We start from the raw sequence: 16,392 nt of genomic DNA, 5'->3' as shown, positions 1-16,392 counted from the left end.
CGGCGCATGTCAACCTCCTCCGCCGGCGTGCACGGCATCAGCAACCAGTTCGTAGCCGATTACGCGGCCGCGGACCCGTTGACCGCGACGTTCATCGGCAAGCCCGGCCACGACGACCGGCTCACCGACTACTCGCCGGAGGGGCACGCCGCCCGCAACGAGCTGTCGCGCAACGCGCTCGCCGCGATCACCGCCGCCGAGCCCGCCGACAAGTCCGAGGCGGACGCGAAGGCCGTGTTCCTGGAGCGGGTCGGCCTCGACGTCGAGCTCTACGAGGCCGGGCAGATGGAGGGCCACCTCAACGTCATCGCGAGCCCCGTGCAGTCGCTGCGCGAGGTGTTCGACCAGATGCCCACCGAGACCGCCGACGACTGGGCCGTGATCGCCAAGCGGCTCACCGCCGTGCCGGAGGCCGTGGCGAACCTGCGCGCGGGACTGGCCTACGCCGCCGACAAGGGCCACGTCTCGGCGTTGCGGCAGGTCAGCAAGGTCGCCGAGCAGTGCGACACCTGGGCGGGCCGCACCGGTGGCAAGTCGTTCTTCGCCACCCTGATCGCCGACGCCCCCGCGGACGGCGCGCTGCGCACCGAGCTCGAAGCCGGCGCGAAGGCCGCCGCGGAGTCCTACGGCGACCTGGCCGCGTTCCTGCGCGACGACCTCGCGCCCAAGGCGCCGAAGAAGGACGCCGTCGGCGAGGACGTCTACCGGCTCCAGTCCCGCTACTTCACCGGCTCCCGTCTCGACCTGGCCGAGGCCTACGAGTGGGGCTGGGAGGAGTTCACCCGCCTCGAGACCGAGATGAAGCAGGTCGCGAACCGGATCAAGCCGGGCGCCACCCTCGCCGAGGCCGCCGCCGCGCTGGACGCCGATTCCCGCTACCTGGTGCACGGCAAGGACGGCCTGCGGTCGTGGATGCAGGAGCTGTCGGACAAGGCGTTGCAGGACGTGCGCGGCGTGCACTTCGACCTGCCGGACGAGCTGATGAAGCTGGAGTGCCGCATCGCGCCGCCCGGCGGCGGTGTCGGCGCGTACTACAGCGGCCCCACGCCGGACTTCTCCCGTCCCGGCCGCATGTGGTGGTCCGTGCCGGACGACAAGGAGACGTTCTCCACCTGGCGCGAGGTCACGACCGTCTACCACGAGGGCGTGCCCGGCCACCACCTCCAGGTCGCCACGGCCGTCTACCAGGCGGGGAAGCTGAACGAGTTCCAGAGCCTCCTGTGCTGGGTGTCGGGCCACGGCGAGGGCTGGGCGCTGTACGCGGAGCGGCTGATGCGCGAGCTCGGCTACCTGGAGGACGACGGCGACCTGCTCGGCATGCTCGACGCGCACCTGTTCCGCGCGGCCCGCGTGATCATCGACATCGGCATGCACCTGGAGCTGGAGATCCCCAAGGGCACCGGCTTCCACGAGGGCGAGCGGTGGACCCCGGACCTCGGCCTGGAGTTCATGCTCACCCGCACCATCACCGACCCGGCGCACGTGCGCGACGAGATCGACCGCTACCTGGGCTGGCCGGGCCAGGCCCCGTCGTACAAGCTGGGCGAGCGGCTGTGGCTGGCGGCCCGCGACGACGCCCGCGCCCGGCACGGTGACGCGTTCGACCTGAAGACGTTCCACCGGCAGGCCTTGGAGATGGGGGCCATGGGGTTGGACACTCTTCGTGAGCGGCTCACGGAACTCTGATCCGACCCGGTGACCTCGGCCTCACGCCGAGGTCACCGGATCAGGTGTTTGATGTCGTGGGCGGAACGACCGAGGGGGACGACCTGATGACCGGACGTGCGATGCGTGCCGCACTCGGCGTGGTACTGGCCGGCGCGCTGCTGGTCGCCGGGTCGCCCGCACTCGGCCAAGCCCAACCGCTGGGCGACCAGGCCGAGTGGCGCATCAGGCAGGAGATCGTCGACCACGCCCTGCGCCAGGTCGGCCAACGCGAGGGCAACGGCAACTACTACCCGCCGCAGTACCAGGTGGCGGGCCAGGGCGTGCTTCGCCCGGCCGAGTGGTGCGGCGTCTTCGTGAACTGGGCCTGGACCACCGCCGGCGTGCCGGACAGGCCGTCGATGCGCCCGGCACCCGGCGCCTCCGTCCTGGACCAGGGCCACTGGGCGACCTACTGGCAGAAGTGGGGCAAGGCCAACGGCCGGTGGAAGGACATCTCCGAGCGCGACGTGGCACCCGGCGACGCCGTCGTCTACGGCAACTACCCGGACATGCACGCCCACGTGGGCCTCGTCGTAGAAGTCAAGTACGACCGGACGGGCCGCAAGGCCACCCACGTCCGCACCGTCGAGGGCAACTTCGGCGAACGCGTCGTCTACTCGAAGCTGCGCAAGATCGAAGGCCTGAACGCCGGCAAGTACCTCCAAGCCTCCGGCTTCGTCTCCCCCTTCTAGCCAACCCCCGGCCCTCACCTCGTCCACTGGCACGCCTTCGCCCTCCCAATGGGAGGGCTTCGTGTCATCCCGCCGACCTGGCTCCGCCCTACCGCGCGTGTCAAGGGGGGCGCTGTCTCACCGATACCTGTCGGCGTTCACCTATGCCGCCCCCCTTGACACGTGTGGTAGCCCGTAGGGAGGTCGGTGGGATGACACGAAACCCGGACCGACAACGGACCCGGCACATCCCCACCCACCGGCCGTCATCCTGCTGATCTGCCCGTCCGGCGAGGACTCTTTCAATCTTTGAAGCTTCACCCTCACCCGAGCAGCTTCACCCGAGCGGCAAAACCCGCCCCAACACCGCAAACGGCCGCGGATCGCCGGTGAACTGGTAGTGCCGCAGCACGTCCACGAACCCCACCCGCCGGTACAACCGCCACGCCTTGCTGGGCCCTTCCGGCGTCGACAACAGCACCCGCGAGCTGGGCACACCGTCCACCAGGTTCCGCAGCAACTGCTCGCCGACCCCTCGCCCCTGCGCCCGCGGCAGCACGTGCAGCTCGGTCAGCTCGAAGTAGTCGTGCATCCACTCCTCGACCGCCCTCGGCCCGGACACCAGCGTCAACCCGTGCCGCACCTGCTCGTGCCACCACTGGCCGACCGAGCCCCGGTACCCGTACCCGATCCCGATCAGCTCGTCCTGCTCGCCCAGCGCCACCACGCACCGCCACCCGTCGCGCAGCATGTGCGCCAACCACATGGGTGCGCGCTGCTCGGCCGTGCCGGGCGGGTACTCCATCGCGCTGACGTAGAGCGCGAGCGCCTCGTCCAGCCGGACGTTCAACTCCCGCGCGGACAGCGCGACGACCCGCTGGGACGGCGCGGCGGTCACTGCGCGACCTCGGCGGACGTGCCACCGGTCAGGTCGAGCAGGCCCGCGTACGTCGTCGGGTACACCGCGTGCGGGTGCCCGGCCGCTGCCCACACCACCTCGTACTGCTCCAGCGCGACGTCCACGAACGTGCGGATCGGCGCCGGGTGCCCCACCGGGGAGACGCCGCCGATCACCTGCCCGGTGTGCTCGCGCACGAACGCGGGCGTGGCCCGTTCGATCGCGTCCACGCCCGCCAGCACGGCGAGCTTCGCGGTGTCCGCGCGGTGCGCGCCGGAGGTGAGCACGAGCAACGGCGTGGCGACGCCGTCGCGGACCGCGGCGAAGATCAGGCTGTTGGCGATCGCGCCGACCGGCACGCCCACCGCCTCGGCCGCCGCGGCGGCGGTGCGGACGGCGTCGGCCAACACGCGGATCCCGTTCGCCGCTTCATGATGGCCCGCCTCGGACAGTGCGGCGGCCACCTTGCGGATGCCGGGGTGGTCGAGTGCGCTCACCTGTTCATGAGACCACGGGCGGTCGGCTTGAGGAGTTCCGGGCCGGCAGGATAGTCTGGTCTGGCTCGAACGTTTGTTCGAGCAATGCCTTGGTGGTGGGGCGGGGGAAGCGCCCCACCACCAAGTGCCGCCGTCTCCCCGCGGCGGTCGTCGCTGTCCCGACGCCGCGAGGAGGCCGCGAGATGACTCAGACCTTCCCCCGCCGCATTCCCCTCCCGCTACCACCGGCGTCGGCGGTGACCCTGCTCGGACAGGCCCGCGAGTGCCTGGCCGAGGCCGAACGCGACCCGAACCCGCCCACCCGCTTCGCCACGGCCTACCTGGCCGCGATGAGGGCGGCGGCGGCCGTGCTGGCGGCCAGGGGCCGACCCCACCGGGGCCGGGCCAAACCGACCAGCGTGTGGGTCCTGCTGCCCTCCCTCGCGCCGGAGTTGCGCGAGTGGGCCGCGTTCTTCGCCGAGTGCTCGGCGACGCGCGCGGCCGTGCTGGCGGGCATCACGAGGCAGGTCACCCAGCGCGCAGCCGACGACCTGGTGCGCCAAGCGGCGCAGTTCACCGAGCTGGTCGACGAGATCATGTACGAGGACGGACTGTGAGCAGGGGACTGGTCGCCTACGACCGCCTGATCGACGTAGTGGAGGCCGAAGCCGAGCGCCTGGCGGCGTCGGCCGAGGGACAGCGCCCGGAACGCCAGGTGCCCGCGTGCCCCGGGCTCAACCTCGGGGAGACCGCGCGACACGTGGGCAGCACGTACCGGATGGTGGCGACGTGGCTGAGGGAAGGCAGCCAACCCCTGGTGTGGCAACAGGACCCCGAGCCGGGGCAGGAGTTGCCGGAGTACGTGCGCGCGGGCGTGCGGCCCCTCGTGCGCGCGTTGCGGCCGCACGAGCCGGACGACCCGTGCGAGACGTGGTGGCCCGCCGAGCGCAACCACAACTTCTGGGCACGGCGGCTGGCGCACGAGTCGACCGTGCACCGGATGGACGTGCAGGCGGCGGCGGGGTTGCCGATCGACCCGGTGGACGACGACGTGGCCGAGGACGGCGTGGACGAGATCCTCACGCTCTGGCTGGGTCACCGGCTGGACATCCTCGGCGTGCGCGGCACCCGCAAGGGAACCGTGGCGATCCGCACGGGCGACAAGGTGTGGCTGGCCACCACGGGCCCCGACCCGGCGGTGGCGAGGATCGTGACCGAGGAGGAGGCGGCCGCGGCCAACGGCGAGGTCACCGGCCCGCCGATGCAGGTGTACCGCTGGCTGTGGGGCCGCATCCCGGACCGCGACCTGCCGCCGACGACCGGCGACCACGACGCGATCGCGCAGCTGTGGGCCTTGTTGAGGCTGGCCACCAAGTAGCCGCGAGTCCGCCGCCGGCACCCACCCGTCGGCGGCGGACCCGCCGTTCTCGAGCGCGCTCGCACCCGGGGTCAGAGCGTCAGCGCGGTGACTTCCTCCAACCCCTCATCCGTCGCCGTCTCCAGACGGAAGCGCGCCGCACGACCGTCGATCTCCAGCACGCCCACCGAGTTGCCGAAGTGCGGTCCGCTGAGCTTCTGCCACGCCACCGGGTCCGGCGAGATGCCGCGCCGGTCGGCCCACCACCGCAGCACGCGCGCGATCGGCTTCGACCACGACAACCGGAACGCGGGCCGGAACACCCACGGCGGCTCGTTGTGCACCGGCGAGCACACGAGCTGGTACACCTTCGCCCTCACCGACCCCGCCGCCCCGGCCGACGAGGCGAACGTCGCCCGCGCCGCGTAGCTGTGGTGCACGTCACCCGACAGCACGCACACCGTGCCCGGCGCGCCCTCGCCCCCCGAGATCCGCTCCAGCAGCCGGGCCATCCGCTCGAACGACGCCCGGAACGCGGGCCAGTGCTCCAGGTCCGCGACCTGCCGCACCTTCTCGCCCACCCGGCCCCGCCACCCCGGCAGACCGGCCATCCGCTCGTTCAACGACTGGAAGTGGCTCAACGCGTGCGGCATCAGCCACGGCAGCGACGAGCCGACCAGCAGGTGGTCGAAGTCGCCCCGCGCGTTCTCCTCGATCCAGGCGAACTCCCCGTCGCCCACCATCAGCCGCCGCGGCCCGGCCAGGATGCGCCCGCTGCGCGTGTCGATCACCAGCAGCCGCACCCGGCCGAAGTCGCGCCGGTAGCTCCACCGCGTCGACTTGCCGCCGTCGACCTCCCGGTCCGCCCGCTCGGCGAAGTCCTCCAGCAACTCCTGCACGTCACCACCGGTGGACCGCACCTTGGCGTACAGCTCGTCGGTCGCCAACTCGTCCGGGCTGAGGTTGCCCAGGTGCTGGTAGACCCAGTACGACGCGAGCCCCGCCCGGATGCGCTCCGGCCACCAGCGCTTGGTCGCCATCTGCTCGCGCCACGTGTGCGAGGTGTTCCAATCGTCGCGCACGTCGTGGTCGTCGAAGATCATCGACGTCGGCACGACGGACATCAGCCAGCGGATCTCGGGATCGGCCCACGACTCGTGGTACAGCTCGGCGTACTCGCGGAACGACACCACCTCGCCCGCCGGCTCCGGTCTGCGCTCGGCCAGCCACCGCTTGACCCGCGGCGTCGGCTCGTCGGCGTAGACCTGGTCGCCGAGCAGCACCAGCGCCTCCGGCCACCGCTCCTGCGGCTCGTCCTTCATCCGCAACGCGTACGCGTCCAGCGCGTCCGGTCCGAGCTTGTCCGGCGTGCCCTCGCCCTTGGCCGCGCGGCACGACCCGAACAGCAGCCGCCGCACCGGCGTGGTGCGGATGCTCGGGGCCGGGAACGGCGAGTCCGGCGGCGGCCAGACCACGTCACCGTCCAGCCGCACGTCGTAGGGCGTGGTCGTGCCCGGCTCCAGCCCTTCGACCACCACCAGGGCGAAGTGCTGCTCGCCGACCTGGAACGTTTCGGCGCGGTGGCCGGCGATGGCGACCTCGCAGGCCGCGTCGGTCTCGACCCACACCGTGGCCGAGGAGAGGTCGACGTGCCGCAGCACCGGACCGAGAACCAGCTGAGCCATTGCGCAGACGTTACCTTCGGACCATGGCGACGAGGTGGTGCGATGTGGTGGTCGATTCGGCCGATCCCGCCGCGCTCGGCCGGTTCTGGTCGGCGCTGCTCGGTCGACCGATCACCGGTGAGAGCGACGACGAGGTCGACGTGGCGCTCAGCGCCGGGCAGGAGCTGGTGTTCGGGCTCGTGCCGGACGTGAAGGAGGTGAAGAACCGGGTGCACCTCGACCTGGCGTCGACGTCGCCGGAGGACCAGGCGGCGATCGTGGCGCGGGCCGTCGGGCTGGGCGCGAAGCCGATCGACATCGGCCAGGGCGACGTGCCGTGGGTGGTCCTGGCGGACCCGGAGGGCAACGAGTTCTGCGTGCTGGAGCAGCGTGACGAGTACGCGCACACCGGTCCGGTGGCGGCGGTCGTGGTGGACGCGTCCGACCCGCCCGCGCTGGCCGCGTTCTGGGCCGGTCCGACCGGGCTGCCCGTGACGCGCGCGGCGGCCGACTTCGCGTCGTTGACGCAGGAGGCCGGACCGTCGCTGGAGTTCGTGCGGGTGGCCGAGCCGAAGCTGGTGAAGAACCGGCTGCACCTCGACCTCGCGCCGTTCGCGGACGGCGACCTGCCGACCGAGGTGGCCCGGCTGGAGGCGTGGGGCGCGGTGCGGGTGGACGTGGGGCAGCTCGACGTGCCGTGGGTCGTGCTGGCCGACCCGGAGGGCAACGAGTTCTGCGTGCTCACCCCTCGCTGACCGTTCGCGCCGCGACACCTCCCATTGACCCGTCGGCGCTCACCGCAGGGTGAGCGCGGTCTCGGCCCCGACCCGGGTCAGCTTCTCCGGGTTGCGGACGTAGTAGAGGCCGGTGATGCGGGCGTTCTCGACCCGGATCGCCATGACGCCGTCGATCTCGCCGTCGAAGCGCACGACGAGCGCCGGGTTCCCGTTGACCACCACGGGATCGCCGGTGAACGTGCTCTCGAGCCGCCCCAGGCCGCCGAGGACCATCCGGATCACCCGGTCGGCGCCGGTGACCGGCCGCGGCACGGCCCGCTTGACGCCGCCGCCGTCGCTGACCAGCACGACGTCAGGGGCCAGCACGGCGAGGAGGCCCTGCACGTCCTCGGCTTCGAGCGCGCGCCGCAACGACTCCAGCGTCGCCCGTGCCTCGTCCGGCGAGACCGCCTCACGAGGACGGCGGGCGTCGACGTGCCGGCGGGCGCGGTGCGCGATCTGGCGGACGGCCGCGGGGGTCTTGTCGACGGCGGCGGCGATCTCGTCGTAGCCGACGGCGAAGGCCTCGCGCAGCACGAAGACGGCGCGCTCGGTCGGCGACAGCGTCTCCAGGACGAGCATCAGCGCCATCGACACGCTCTCGGCGAGCTCGACGTCCTGGGCCACGTCCGGTGCGGTGAGCATGGGCTCGGGCAGCCAGGAGCCGATGTACGCCTCCTTCCGGCGCTGCATCGTGCGCAGCCGGTTGAGCGACTGCCTGGTCGTGATCCGGACCAGGTAGGCGCGCTGGTCGCGCACCTGCGCCAGGTCGACCTCCACCCACCGCAGCCAGACCTCTTGCAGGACGTCCTCGGCGTCGGCGGCCGAGCCGAGCATCTCGTACGCGACCGTGAAGAGCAGGTTGCGGTGGGCGACGAACGCCGCGGTCGCCGCGTCGGTGGTGTGCTCGGCCATCAGCCGGTCCACGCGGTCTCGAGCTGCGCCATGGTGTCTCCTTCGTTCCCGGGGCGGTCACAAGACACCGCGTGGTCGGGAGTTGTGACAGGCGCGTGGTGCGGATCACGCCGCGCGTTGGCTAGGCTGAACCATGGTTCGGTTGCTGGACAACGAGTCGCTGGAGAGGTCGTCGGTCGTGGCGAACCGCGCCATGAACCGGGAACGCGGGCTCACCGGTTCCAACGGCTACGGCCGCGAACTCGGCATCGACGTCGTCGACCTGATCACCGACCGGTTGGCGCGGGGCGGCGAGCCGTTCCACTGGCTCGACCTGTGCTGCGGCACCGGCACGGCACTGCTGGAATGCGCCCGGCTGGTGGACGACCCGGGGCTGCGGATCACCGGTGTCGACCTCGTCGACTTCTTCGCCGGACCACCGCATGCGGGGGTGGAGTTCGTCACGGGCCCGGTGGAGTCCTTCGTCCCGCGACGTTCCTTCGACCTGGTGACCTGCGTCCACGGCCTGCACTACGTCGGCGACAAGCTCGGCGTCCTCGCCCGTGCGGCGTCCTGGCTGACGGCGGACGGCGTCCTGGTGGCGAACCTCGACCTCGCCGCGGTCGTGTCGGCGGAGGGTCGTCCGTGGGGCCGCCGGCTGACCGGGCCGCTGCGGGCGGCGGGGTTCGACTACGACTCGCGACGACGCCGCGTCAGGTGCGTCGGGCGCAGGCAGGTCGACCTCCCGTTCCACTACCTCGGCGCGGACGACCAGGCCGGCCCCAACTACACCGGCCAGCCCGCGGTGAACTCGCACTACGCCGACGCGACCCGACCGGTCGGATAGCCCTTGAGCCCCGGCCCAACGGGCCGCCGTCCGCTCCACCCGCCTTCCGCCCTACCCCGTCGGCTCCAACCCGCAGTGCGCTACACCCGCTGGCCGGTCTTGCCGGTGGTCGCACGACTTCTGGTGATCTTGGCGGTGACCGTCTACAGTGCGCCGGTATGCAATATATTAGCCGCGCCTTGTACCGCGACCAGGCGTTGGTCGCGATCCGCGAGGCGATCCTGGGCGGCGACCTGGCGCCCGGCGTGCCGATCAAGGACGTGGAGCTGGCCGAACGGCTGGGGCTGTCCCGGACGCCGGTGCGCGAGGCGTTGGCGCGGCTGACCGACGAAGGCCTGGTCGAGAGCAAGCCGCACAGCTACACGCGGGTCACGCCGCTGGACGCGGCGGCGGTGCGGGATGCGCACGTCGTCGTCCAGGCCATGCACGCGCTCGCCGCCCGGCTGGCCGCGCCACGCCTGGTCGAGGCGGACCTGGACGCGATGCGTGCCGCGAACACGGTGTTCGCCCACGCCCTGGCCTCCGGCGACGTGCCGGCCGCGCTCGCCGCCGACGACGAGTTCCACGCGGTGGCCGTGCGGAGTGGTGGCAACTTCGCCCTCACGGCCACCATCGAGCGCTACACGCCCCTGGTGCGCAGACTGGAACGGCTGCGGTTCGCCGCGCCGACCGGCCGCCACTCGGTGGCGATGCACGACGAGATCATCACCGCCTTCGCCGCGGCCGACGCCGACCTCGCGGCACGGCTGGTCGAGCGGAACTGGGCGACGTTGGCAGACCTGTTCCCGGTTGAGGAGAACTGACATGGCGCTGGGCGATTTCGAGCGTTTCCCGCTGACCTTCGGCCCGTCCCCGGTGCACCCGTTGGAGCGGCTGACCAGGCACCTCGGCGGCGCGCGGGTGTGGGCCAAGCGGGAGGACTGCAACTCCGGGCTGGCCTACGGCGGCAACAAGACCCGCAAGCTGGAGTACCTGGTGGCGGAGGCGTTGGCGACGGGCTGCGACACGTTGGTGTCGATCGGTGGCGTGCAGTCCAACCACACGCGCCAGGTCGCCGCGGCGGCGGCGCGGGCCGGGCTGAAGTGCGTGCTGGTGCAGGAGAGCTGGGTCGACTGGCCGGACGCGGTGTACGACCGGGTGGGCAACATCCTGCTCAGCCGGCTGATGGGCGCCGAGGTGCGGTTGGTCGAGGCGGGCTTCGGCATCGGCGTGAAACCCGCGTGGGAGCAGGCGATCGAGGACGTGCGGGCGGCCGGTGGCAAGCCGTACGCCATCCCGGCGGGCGCGTCGGACCACCCGCTCGGCGGGCTCGGGTTCGCCGGGTGGGCGGCCGAGGTCGAGCAGCAGGAGGTCGAGTTGGGGGTGCGGTTCGACACGATCGTCGTGTGCTCGGTGACCGGCAGCACGCAGGCGGGCATGGTCGCCGGGTTCGCGGGCAGCGGCCGGCGGGTGATCGGCATCGACGCCTCCGCCGAGCCGTGCGACACCCGTGCGCAGATCACGCGCATCGCCAAGAACACGGCCGACCTGCTGGGCGTGAAGGTGACCGACGAAGATGTCATCCTCGACGACCGGTTCCACGAAGGCATCTACGGCGTGCCGGGTGAGTCCACTGTGGACGCCATGAAGCTCGGCGCCCGCCTGGAGGGCATGATCACCGACCCGGTGTACGAGGGCAAGTCGTTGGCGGGCCTGGTGGAACTGGTCTCCACCGGCGAAATCCCGCGCGACTCCGACGTCCTCTACGCCCACCTGGGCGGCCAACCCGCGCTCAACGCCTACAGCGCGTTGTTCCGCTGAGCGCCCCCGGTCGCTTGGTCACGTGATTTCCCGGCCGCCGATTTCCCGGCGGCCTGGCCGCGTGAGTTTCCCCGGCCGCCCGGGTCGCGCTCAGTGGCGGTGGCAGGGTGGCGTGGCGGTGGCCAGGTGGCGGAGGCAGACGTCGGCGGAGGTGAGGCGCGAGGCGAGGCGAGACGAGGCGAGGTGCGAGGCGAGGTGCGGTGGGTGCAGTGCTGCGTCGTACAGCCCCGTCTCGCGAGCTGCCTCGTCCAAGTGCCGTCGGAACGCCAGGGGCAGTTCGTGCTCGTCGAGCTCGTGGGCGAACTCGACCAGGCCGTCGAAGGCCAGTCCAGTGGCCGATGAGGCAGGCTGCGTGTGGTCTGCCGCGTGTGGTCTGCCGCGTGTGGTCTGCCGCGTGTGGTCTGCCGCGTGTGGTCTGCCGCGTGTGGTCTGCCGCGTGTGGTCTGCCGCGTGTGGTCGGTGGTGTCAGCGGCGTGTGCTCGGTGGCGGAGGCAGGTCGCGTGAGGTCGGTGGTTGGTAGTTGGTCGCGTGAGGCCACTTGGTTGGTCGCGTGAGACCGGTCGCCGTGCGCCGCCGCCTCCTTTCCATCCCGGCAACGTCAATGGTGTGCCGAAAGTTTCCGGTTCGCTTCCCCTTTCGGGTGATCTCGGTGGATGTCACGCGCGCAGCCTCAATCCCTTGGGGGTGGCGCGGAAGCCTGCGTCCTGGAGGATGACCGCCAGGCGGGAGCCCAGCGCAACCTCGCCGTCCGCGCGCTGCACCGCCAGTTGCCCCAGCCAGCCGTCGCGCACGACTCGGCTCAGGGCTTGCGCCGCGGCGCGCAACGGCGCCTCCTCCTCGGTGAACGACAGCAGCGAACGGCCGCCCCGCTCCACGTAGAGCGTGGCCAGCCCGTCCACCAGCACGACCAAGGCTCCGGACTTGCGGCCCGGCCGGTGCTTGCCCTCGCCCGACGGCTCCGGCCAGGCCAGCGCCGCGCCGTAGGGCTGCGCCGGGTCGGCGGCGGCCAGCACGACGGCGTCCGGCGTGCCCGCGTGCTCCTGCCCCGGCGATCTCGACGACGCCCGCAGCCGGTCCACCGCGCCCCGGGCCGCGAACTGCGCCGCGCCGAGCCCCTCGACCACGTACCCGCGCACGACCTGCCCGGACTCCTCCATCGCGCGCAGCACCCGGTACACGCCGCTGAACCCGCCGGTCACCCGCTCGGTGTCCAGCGCGCCACGCGTCAGCACGCCGTGCCGCTCCAGGAACGCCTCGGCCCGCGCGTGCGCCCGCCGCGTCGCGTCCACGGCGGGCACCACGGCCAGCGACCACCGGCCCGCCACCGTCGGCGGCCCGGTTCGGCTGGGCATGTCCGGTCTGCCGGCCCGCATCCGCGCGTACCGGCCACGTGGCGCGGCCCGCCGGGGCTTGTGCGCCGTGCCGCCGCCCGCGACCAGCGCCCGCAACGGCGCCAACGTGTCGTTCGTGACCACGCCCGCCCACACCAGGTCCCACAGCGCGCCGACGACCTCGCCGTCCGTCGTCGGACCCTGCAACGACACCCGGTCGACCACCTGCCGGAAGAACAACGCGCCGCCGCCCAACGCCTCCACCACGGCGGTGTGCAGCGACGAGTCCGGCATCGCCTCCGGCACCAGGTCCGGCAGCAGCAGGTCGGCCACGTCCGCCGGCGCCAGCGCGATCCAGCCGTCACCGCCGGCCAGCGAGCCGCACCCGGTCCACGTCACCTCGCCGGACGCGGTCAGCTCGTCCAGCAGCGCGGGGCTGTAGCCGGGCAGCCGCGAGGGCAGCACCAGCGACTCCACCGCGCTCGCGGGCAGCGGCGCGCCCGCCAGCTGCTCGACCACCGAGTACACGTCGTCCACGGTCGGCGCGGACCGCAGCCGCCGACCCACGCCGTGCCAGCCCGGCAGGAACCGGCCCAGCGCCGCGGGCTCCACCGGCTCGACCTCGGCCCGCAGCCGGGCCAACGACGCCCGCCGCAACCGCCGCAGCACGTCGGCGTCGCAGTACTCGGTGTGCGTCCCACCGGGTCTGAGCTCACCGCGCACCAGCCGACCGGTCGCCGCCATCCGCTCCAGCACCCCGGTCACCACGGCCACACCGAGCCCGAACCGCTCCGCCACCTCCACGGCCGGGAACGGCCCGTGCGTGCGCGCGTACCGCCCCAGCAGGTCGCCCAACGGGTCGGCCACCGGCTCGGTGAACACCTCCGGCACGCCCACCGGCAGCGCCACGCCCAACGCGTCGCGCACCCGCCCCGCGTCCTCGATCCCGATCACCCGGTCCTCGCCCGCGATGCGCACCCGGATCGCCCGCCGCTGCGCCACCAGGTCCGCCAGCCACTCCGGCCGCACGCCCCGCTCCGCGGCTTCCGCCTCGGACAGGTCGCCGAGGAACCGCAGCAGGTCCGCCGCACCCTCCGCGTCACGCGCGTGCCGGTCCGGCGCCAGGCGCTGGAGGTTGCGCTCGACCTCCTCCACGACCTCCGGGTCGAGCAGCTCCCGGATCGCCTCCGAGCCCAGCAGCTCCGCCAGCAGCGCCGAGTCCAGCGACAACGCCGCCGCCCGCCGCTCGGCCAGCGGCGCGTCCGCCTCGTACAGGAACATCCCGACGTACCCGAACAGCAGGCTGCGCGCGAACGGCGAGGGCGACGGCGTCTCCACCTCCACGACGCGCACCCGCCGTGCCCTGATGTCGGTCATCAGCTCACGCAGGCCGGGCACGTCGTACACGTCCTGCAAGACCTCGCGCATCGCCTCCAGCACCACGGGGAAGCTCTCGTACTTCGCCGCCACCGACAGCAGCTGCGCCGCCCGCTGCCGCTGCTGCCACAACGGCGAGCGCTTGCGCGGGTCTCGCCGGGGCAGCAGCAGCGACCGCGCCGCGCACTCCCGGAACCGGGCCGCGAACAGCGCCGAGCCGCCCACCTCGGCCACCACGACCTGCTCGACCTCCTCCGGGTCCAGCAGCACGTCGTCGGCACCCGCCACGACCTGCGCGCCGTCCAGGTCGACCGCGTCGGGCAGCCGGATCACGATCCCGTCGTCGGAGTGCGCCGCCTGCACCTCGATGCCGCGCCGCTCCCGCAGCCGGGCCGCGATCGCCAACGCCCACGGCGCGTTGACCTGCGCCCCGAACGGCGAGTGCACCACCAGCCGCCAGTCGCCCAGCTCGTCGCGGAACCGCTCGACCAGCACGACCCGGTCGTTGGGCACGTGCCTGGTCGCCTCACGCTGCTCGCCCAGGTAGGCCAGCAGGTTCGACGTCGCCCACGCGTCCAGCCCGGCCGACGCCGTCCGCTCGGAAGCCTTCGCGTCGTCCATCGTGGACACCTCGCGCAGGAACTTCCCCAACGCCCGCCCCAGCTCCAGCGGACGGCCCGGCGCGTCGCCCTTCCAGAACGGCATCCGCGCGGGCTGACCCGGCGCGGGTACCACGATCACCCGGTCGTGGGTGATGTCCTCGACCCGCCACGACGACGTGCCCAGCAGGAACGTGTCGCCCACCCGCGACTCGTAGACCATCTCCTCGTCCAGCTCGCCGACCCGCGAGCCGGGGCCGCGCTCGGACGGCGGCGTCATCACCGCGAACAGGCCCCGGTCCGGGATCGTGCCGCCCGAGGTCACCGCCAGCCGCTGCGAACCCGGCCTGCCGCGCAGCTCGCCCGTGATCCGGTCCCACGTGATCCGGGGCCGCAGCTCGCCGAACTCCTCGCTCGGGTAGCGGCCCGCGAGCATGTCGAGCACGGCCTGCAGGGCCGATTCCGGCAGCGCGGCGAACGGCGCGGCCCGCCGCACCAGCCCGGACAGCGCCTCGACCGTCCACGTCTCCATCGCCACCATGGCCACGACGTGCTGCGCCAGCACGTCCAGCGGGTTGCGCGGGTACCGCACGGCCTCGATCGCGCCGTCCCGCATCCGCTCCGCCACCACCGCGCACGACACCAGGTCGCCGCGGAACTTCGGGAACATCACCCCGCGCGACACCGCGCCAACCTGGTGCCCGGCCCGGCCGACGCGCTGCAACCCGGACGCCACCGTGGGCGGCGCCTCCACCTGCACCACCAGGTCGACCGCGCCCATGTCGATGCCGAGCTCCAACGACGACGTCGCCACCACGCACGGCAGCCGCCCCGACTTCAGCTCCTCCTCGACCACCACCCGCTGCTCGCGCGACATGGAGCCGTGGTGGGCGCGGGCGATCGCGGCCGAGCGCTGGGTCGTGACGCCGGACTGGGCGGGCGCCTCGGCGGGGAACCGCTCCAGCTCGAAGGCCTCCTCGGCGAGCTCGTTGAGCCGCGCGGTGAGCCGTTCGGCCAACCGCCGCGAGTTGGCGAACACGATGGTCGACCGGTGCTCCCGGACCAGCTCCAGGATCCGCTGCTCCACCGACGGCCAGATCGACGCGCGCTGCTCCGCTCCCGCCGCCGAGCCCGACACCTCGCCGGTCGGCTCGCCGAGCACCGACATGTCCTCGACCGGCACCTCGACCTGGACCTCGATCGTCTTGGCCGTCTTCGGCTGCACGACCCGCACCGGCCGCCCGCCCGCGAGGAACGCGCTCACCTCCTCGACCGGCCGGACCGTCGCGGACAGCCCGATCCGCTGCGCGGGCCGTTCCAGCAGCGCGTCCAGCCGTTCGAGGGACAGGGCGAGGTGCGCGCCGCGCTTGGTGCCGGCCACCGCGTGCACCTCGTCGACGATCACCGTCTCGACGCCGCGCAACGACTCCCGCGCGGCCGACGTGAGCACCAGGAACAGCGACTCCGGCGTGGTGACCAGCACGTCCGGCGGTGTCCGGGCGAACGCACGCCGCGCGTCCGCCGGTGTGTCGCCGGTCCGCATGCCGACGGTCACGTCCGGTTCGGGCAGCGACAGCCGGTGGGAGGCCTGCCGGATGCCCGCCAGCGGCGCCCTGAGGTTGCGCTCCACGTCCACCGCCAGCGCCTTCAGCGGCGAGATGTACAGCACCCGGCACCGCCGCTTCGGCTCGTCGGGCTTCGGCGTGGACGCCAGCCGGTCGAGCGCCCAGAGGAACGCGGCCAGCGTCTTGCCGGACCCCGTCGGCGCGATGACCAGCGCGTGCTCACCGGCCGCCGCCGCCTCCCACGCGCCCGCCTGCGCCGGCGTGGGCGCGGCGAAGGCCCCGGCGAACCACTGCCGGGTCGCGGGGGAGAACGCGGCCAGAACATCCACCCCCACATCTTGAACCAGCGGTCCGACAATTTCGGATTGCGCCGCCTCCGGCGTCGCGGGCGAGGTCGCCCGGAAGTCGGTCGTTCGCGCCTGATTCTCCG

At 72.8% G+C, this 16,392-nt stretch carries 13 protein-coding genes; 8 read left to right on the top strand and 5 right to left on the bottom strand.

The window, feature by feature from the left end:
- Positions 1–6 precede the first annotated feature (6 nt).
- Positions 7–1,686 (top strand): DUF885 domain-containing protein, encoded by a 1,680-nt coding sequence (locus LNK82_RS10375; protein ID WP_230566718.1) that lies wholly within the window; start codon positions 7–9, stop codon positions 1,684–1,686.
- Positions 1,687–1,772: 86 nt separating this feature from the next.
- Positions 1,773–2,399: a CHAP domain-containing protein gene (locus LNK82_RS10370; RefSeq protein WP_230566717.1), complete on the top strand. Its 627-nt coding sequence runs from the start codon at positions 1,773–1,775 to the stop codon at positions 2,397–2,399.
- Between the two features lie 316 nt (positions 2,400–2,715).
- Here LNK82_RS10370 and LNK82_RS10365 read toward each other — a convergent pair whose 3' ends face one another.
- Together LNK82_RS10365 and LNK82_RS10360 are read right to left on the bottom strand one after the other, a co-directional pair.
- Positions 2,716–3,276, bottom strand: coding sequence for a GNAT family N-acetyltransferase (locus LNK82_RS10365; RefSeq protein WP_230566716.1), 561 nt, complete (start codon positions 3,274–3,276; stop codon positions 2,716–2,718).
- Positions 3,273–3,773 (bottom strand): YbaK/EbsC family protein, encoded by a 501-nt coding sequence (locus tag LNK82_RS10360; RefSeq protein WP_230566715.1) that lies wholly within the window; start codon positions 3,771–3,773, stop codon positions 3,273–3,275. The genes LNK82_RS10365 and LNK82_RS10360 overlap by 4 nt, the downstream gene beginning before the upstream one ends.
- 182 nt (positions 3,774–3,955) lie before the next feature.
- Between LNK82_RS10360 and LNK82_RS10355 the strand changes: the two genes are divergently transcribed.
- Both LNK82_RS10355 and LNK82_RS10350 read left to right on the top strand, forming a co-directional pair.
- Positions 3,956–4,369, top strand: a complete 414-nt coding sequence (locus LNK82_RS10355; protein ID WP_230566714.1) for an SAV_6107 family HEPN domain-containing protein — start codon at positions 3,956–3,958, stop codon at positions 4,367–4,369.
- Positions 4,366–5,130, top strand: coding sequence for a maleylpyruvate isomerase family mycothiol-dependent enzyme (locus tag LNK82_RS10350; RefSeq protein WP_230566713.1), 765 nt, complete (start codon positions 4,366–4,368; stop codon positions 5,128–5,130). Before LNK82_RS10355 ends, LNK82_RS10350 begins: the two co-directional genes overlap by 4 nt.
- 71 nt (positions 5,131–5,201) lie before the next feature.
- Here the strand turns inward: LNK82_RS10350 and LNK82_RS10345 are convergent, their stop codons facing one another.
- Positions 5,202–6,794 (bottom strand): alkaline phosphatase D family protein, encoded by a 1,593-nt coding sequence (locus LNK82_RS10345; RefSeq protein ID WP_230566712.1) that lies wholly within the window; start codon positions 6,792–6,794, stop codon positions 5,202–5,204.
- A gap of 23 nt (positions 6,795–6,817) precedes the next feature.
- On the opposite strand from LNK82_RS10345, the gene LNK82_RS10340 reads away from it, so the two are divergent.
- Positions 6,818–7,528 (top strand): VOC family protein, encoded by a 711-nt coding sequence (locus LNK82_RS10340; RefSeq protein ID WP_230566711.1) that lies wholly within the window; start codon positions 6,818–6,820, stop codon positions 7,526–7,528.
- Positions 7,529–7,567: 39 nt separating this feature from the next.
- On the opposite strand, the gene LNK82_RS10335 is transcribed toward LNK82_RS10340, so the two are convergent.
- Entirely contained in the window at positions 7,568–8,464 is an 897-nt protein-coding gene (locus LNK82_RS10335) for an RNA polymerase sigma-70 factor (protein WP_230566710.1), read from the bottom strand.
- Positions 8,465–8,597: 133 nt separating this feature from the next.
- Here LNK82_RS10335 and LNK82_RS10330 point away from each other — a divergent pair, with 133 nt between their 5' ends.
- From LNK82_RS10330 to LNK82_RS10320, 3 genes are all read left to right on the top strand, one after another.
- Positions 8,598–9,290: a class I SAM-dependent methyltransferase gene (locus tag LNK82_RS10330; RefSeq protein ID WP_230566709.1), complete on the top strand. Its 693-nt coding sequence runs from the start codon at positions 8,598–8,600 to the stop codon at positions 9,288–9,290.
- A gap of 158 nt (positions 9,291–9,448) precedes the next feature.
- On the top strand, positions 9,449–10,093 hold the full coding sequence (locus LNK82_RS10325) for a GntR family transcriptional regulator (RefSeq protein WP_230566708.1): 645 nt from the start codon (positions 9,449–9,451) through the stop codon (positions 10,091–10,093).
- A 1-nt stretch (position 10,094) separates the two neighbouring features.
- Positions 10,095–11,090, top strand: a complete 996-nt coding sequence (locus tag LNK82_RS10320) for a 1-aminocyclopropane-1-carboxylate deaminase (protein ID WP_230566707.1) — start codon at positions 10,095–10,097, stop codon at positions 11,088–11,090.
- A gap of 656 nt (positions 11,091–11,746) precedes the next feature.
- Here LNK82_RS10320 and LNK82_RS10315 read toward each other — a convergent pair.
- Complete coding sequence (locus LNK82_RS10315; RefSeq protein WP_372470454.1) at positions 11,747–16,291, bottom strand: ATP-dependent helicase; 4,545 nt, start codon at positions 16,289–16,291, stop codon at positions 11,747–11,749.
- Positions 16,292–16,392: the final 101 nt, after the last annotated feature.

The organism is Saccharothrix luteola (genome assembly GCF_020859565.1).
GTDB lineage: Bacteria > Actinomycetota > Actinomycetes > Mycobacteriales > Pseudonocardiaceae > Actinosynnema > Actinosynnema luteola.
The sequence above is the reverse complement of the archived record's forward strand: the minus strand, read 5'-3'. Positions and strand labels throughout refer to the sequence as shown.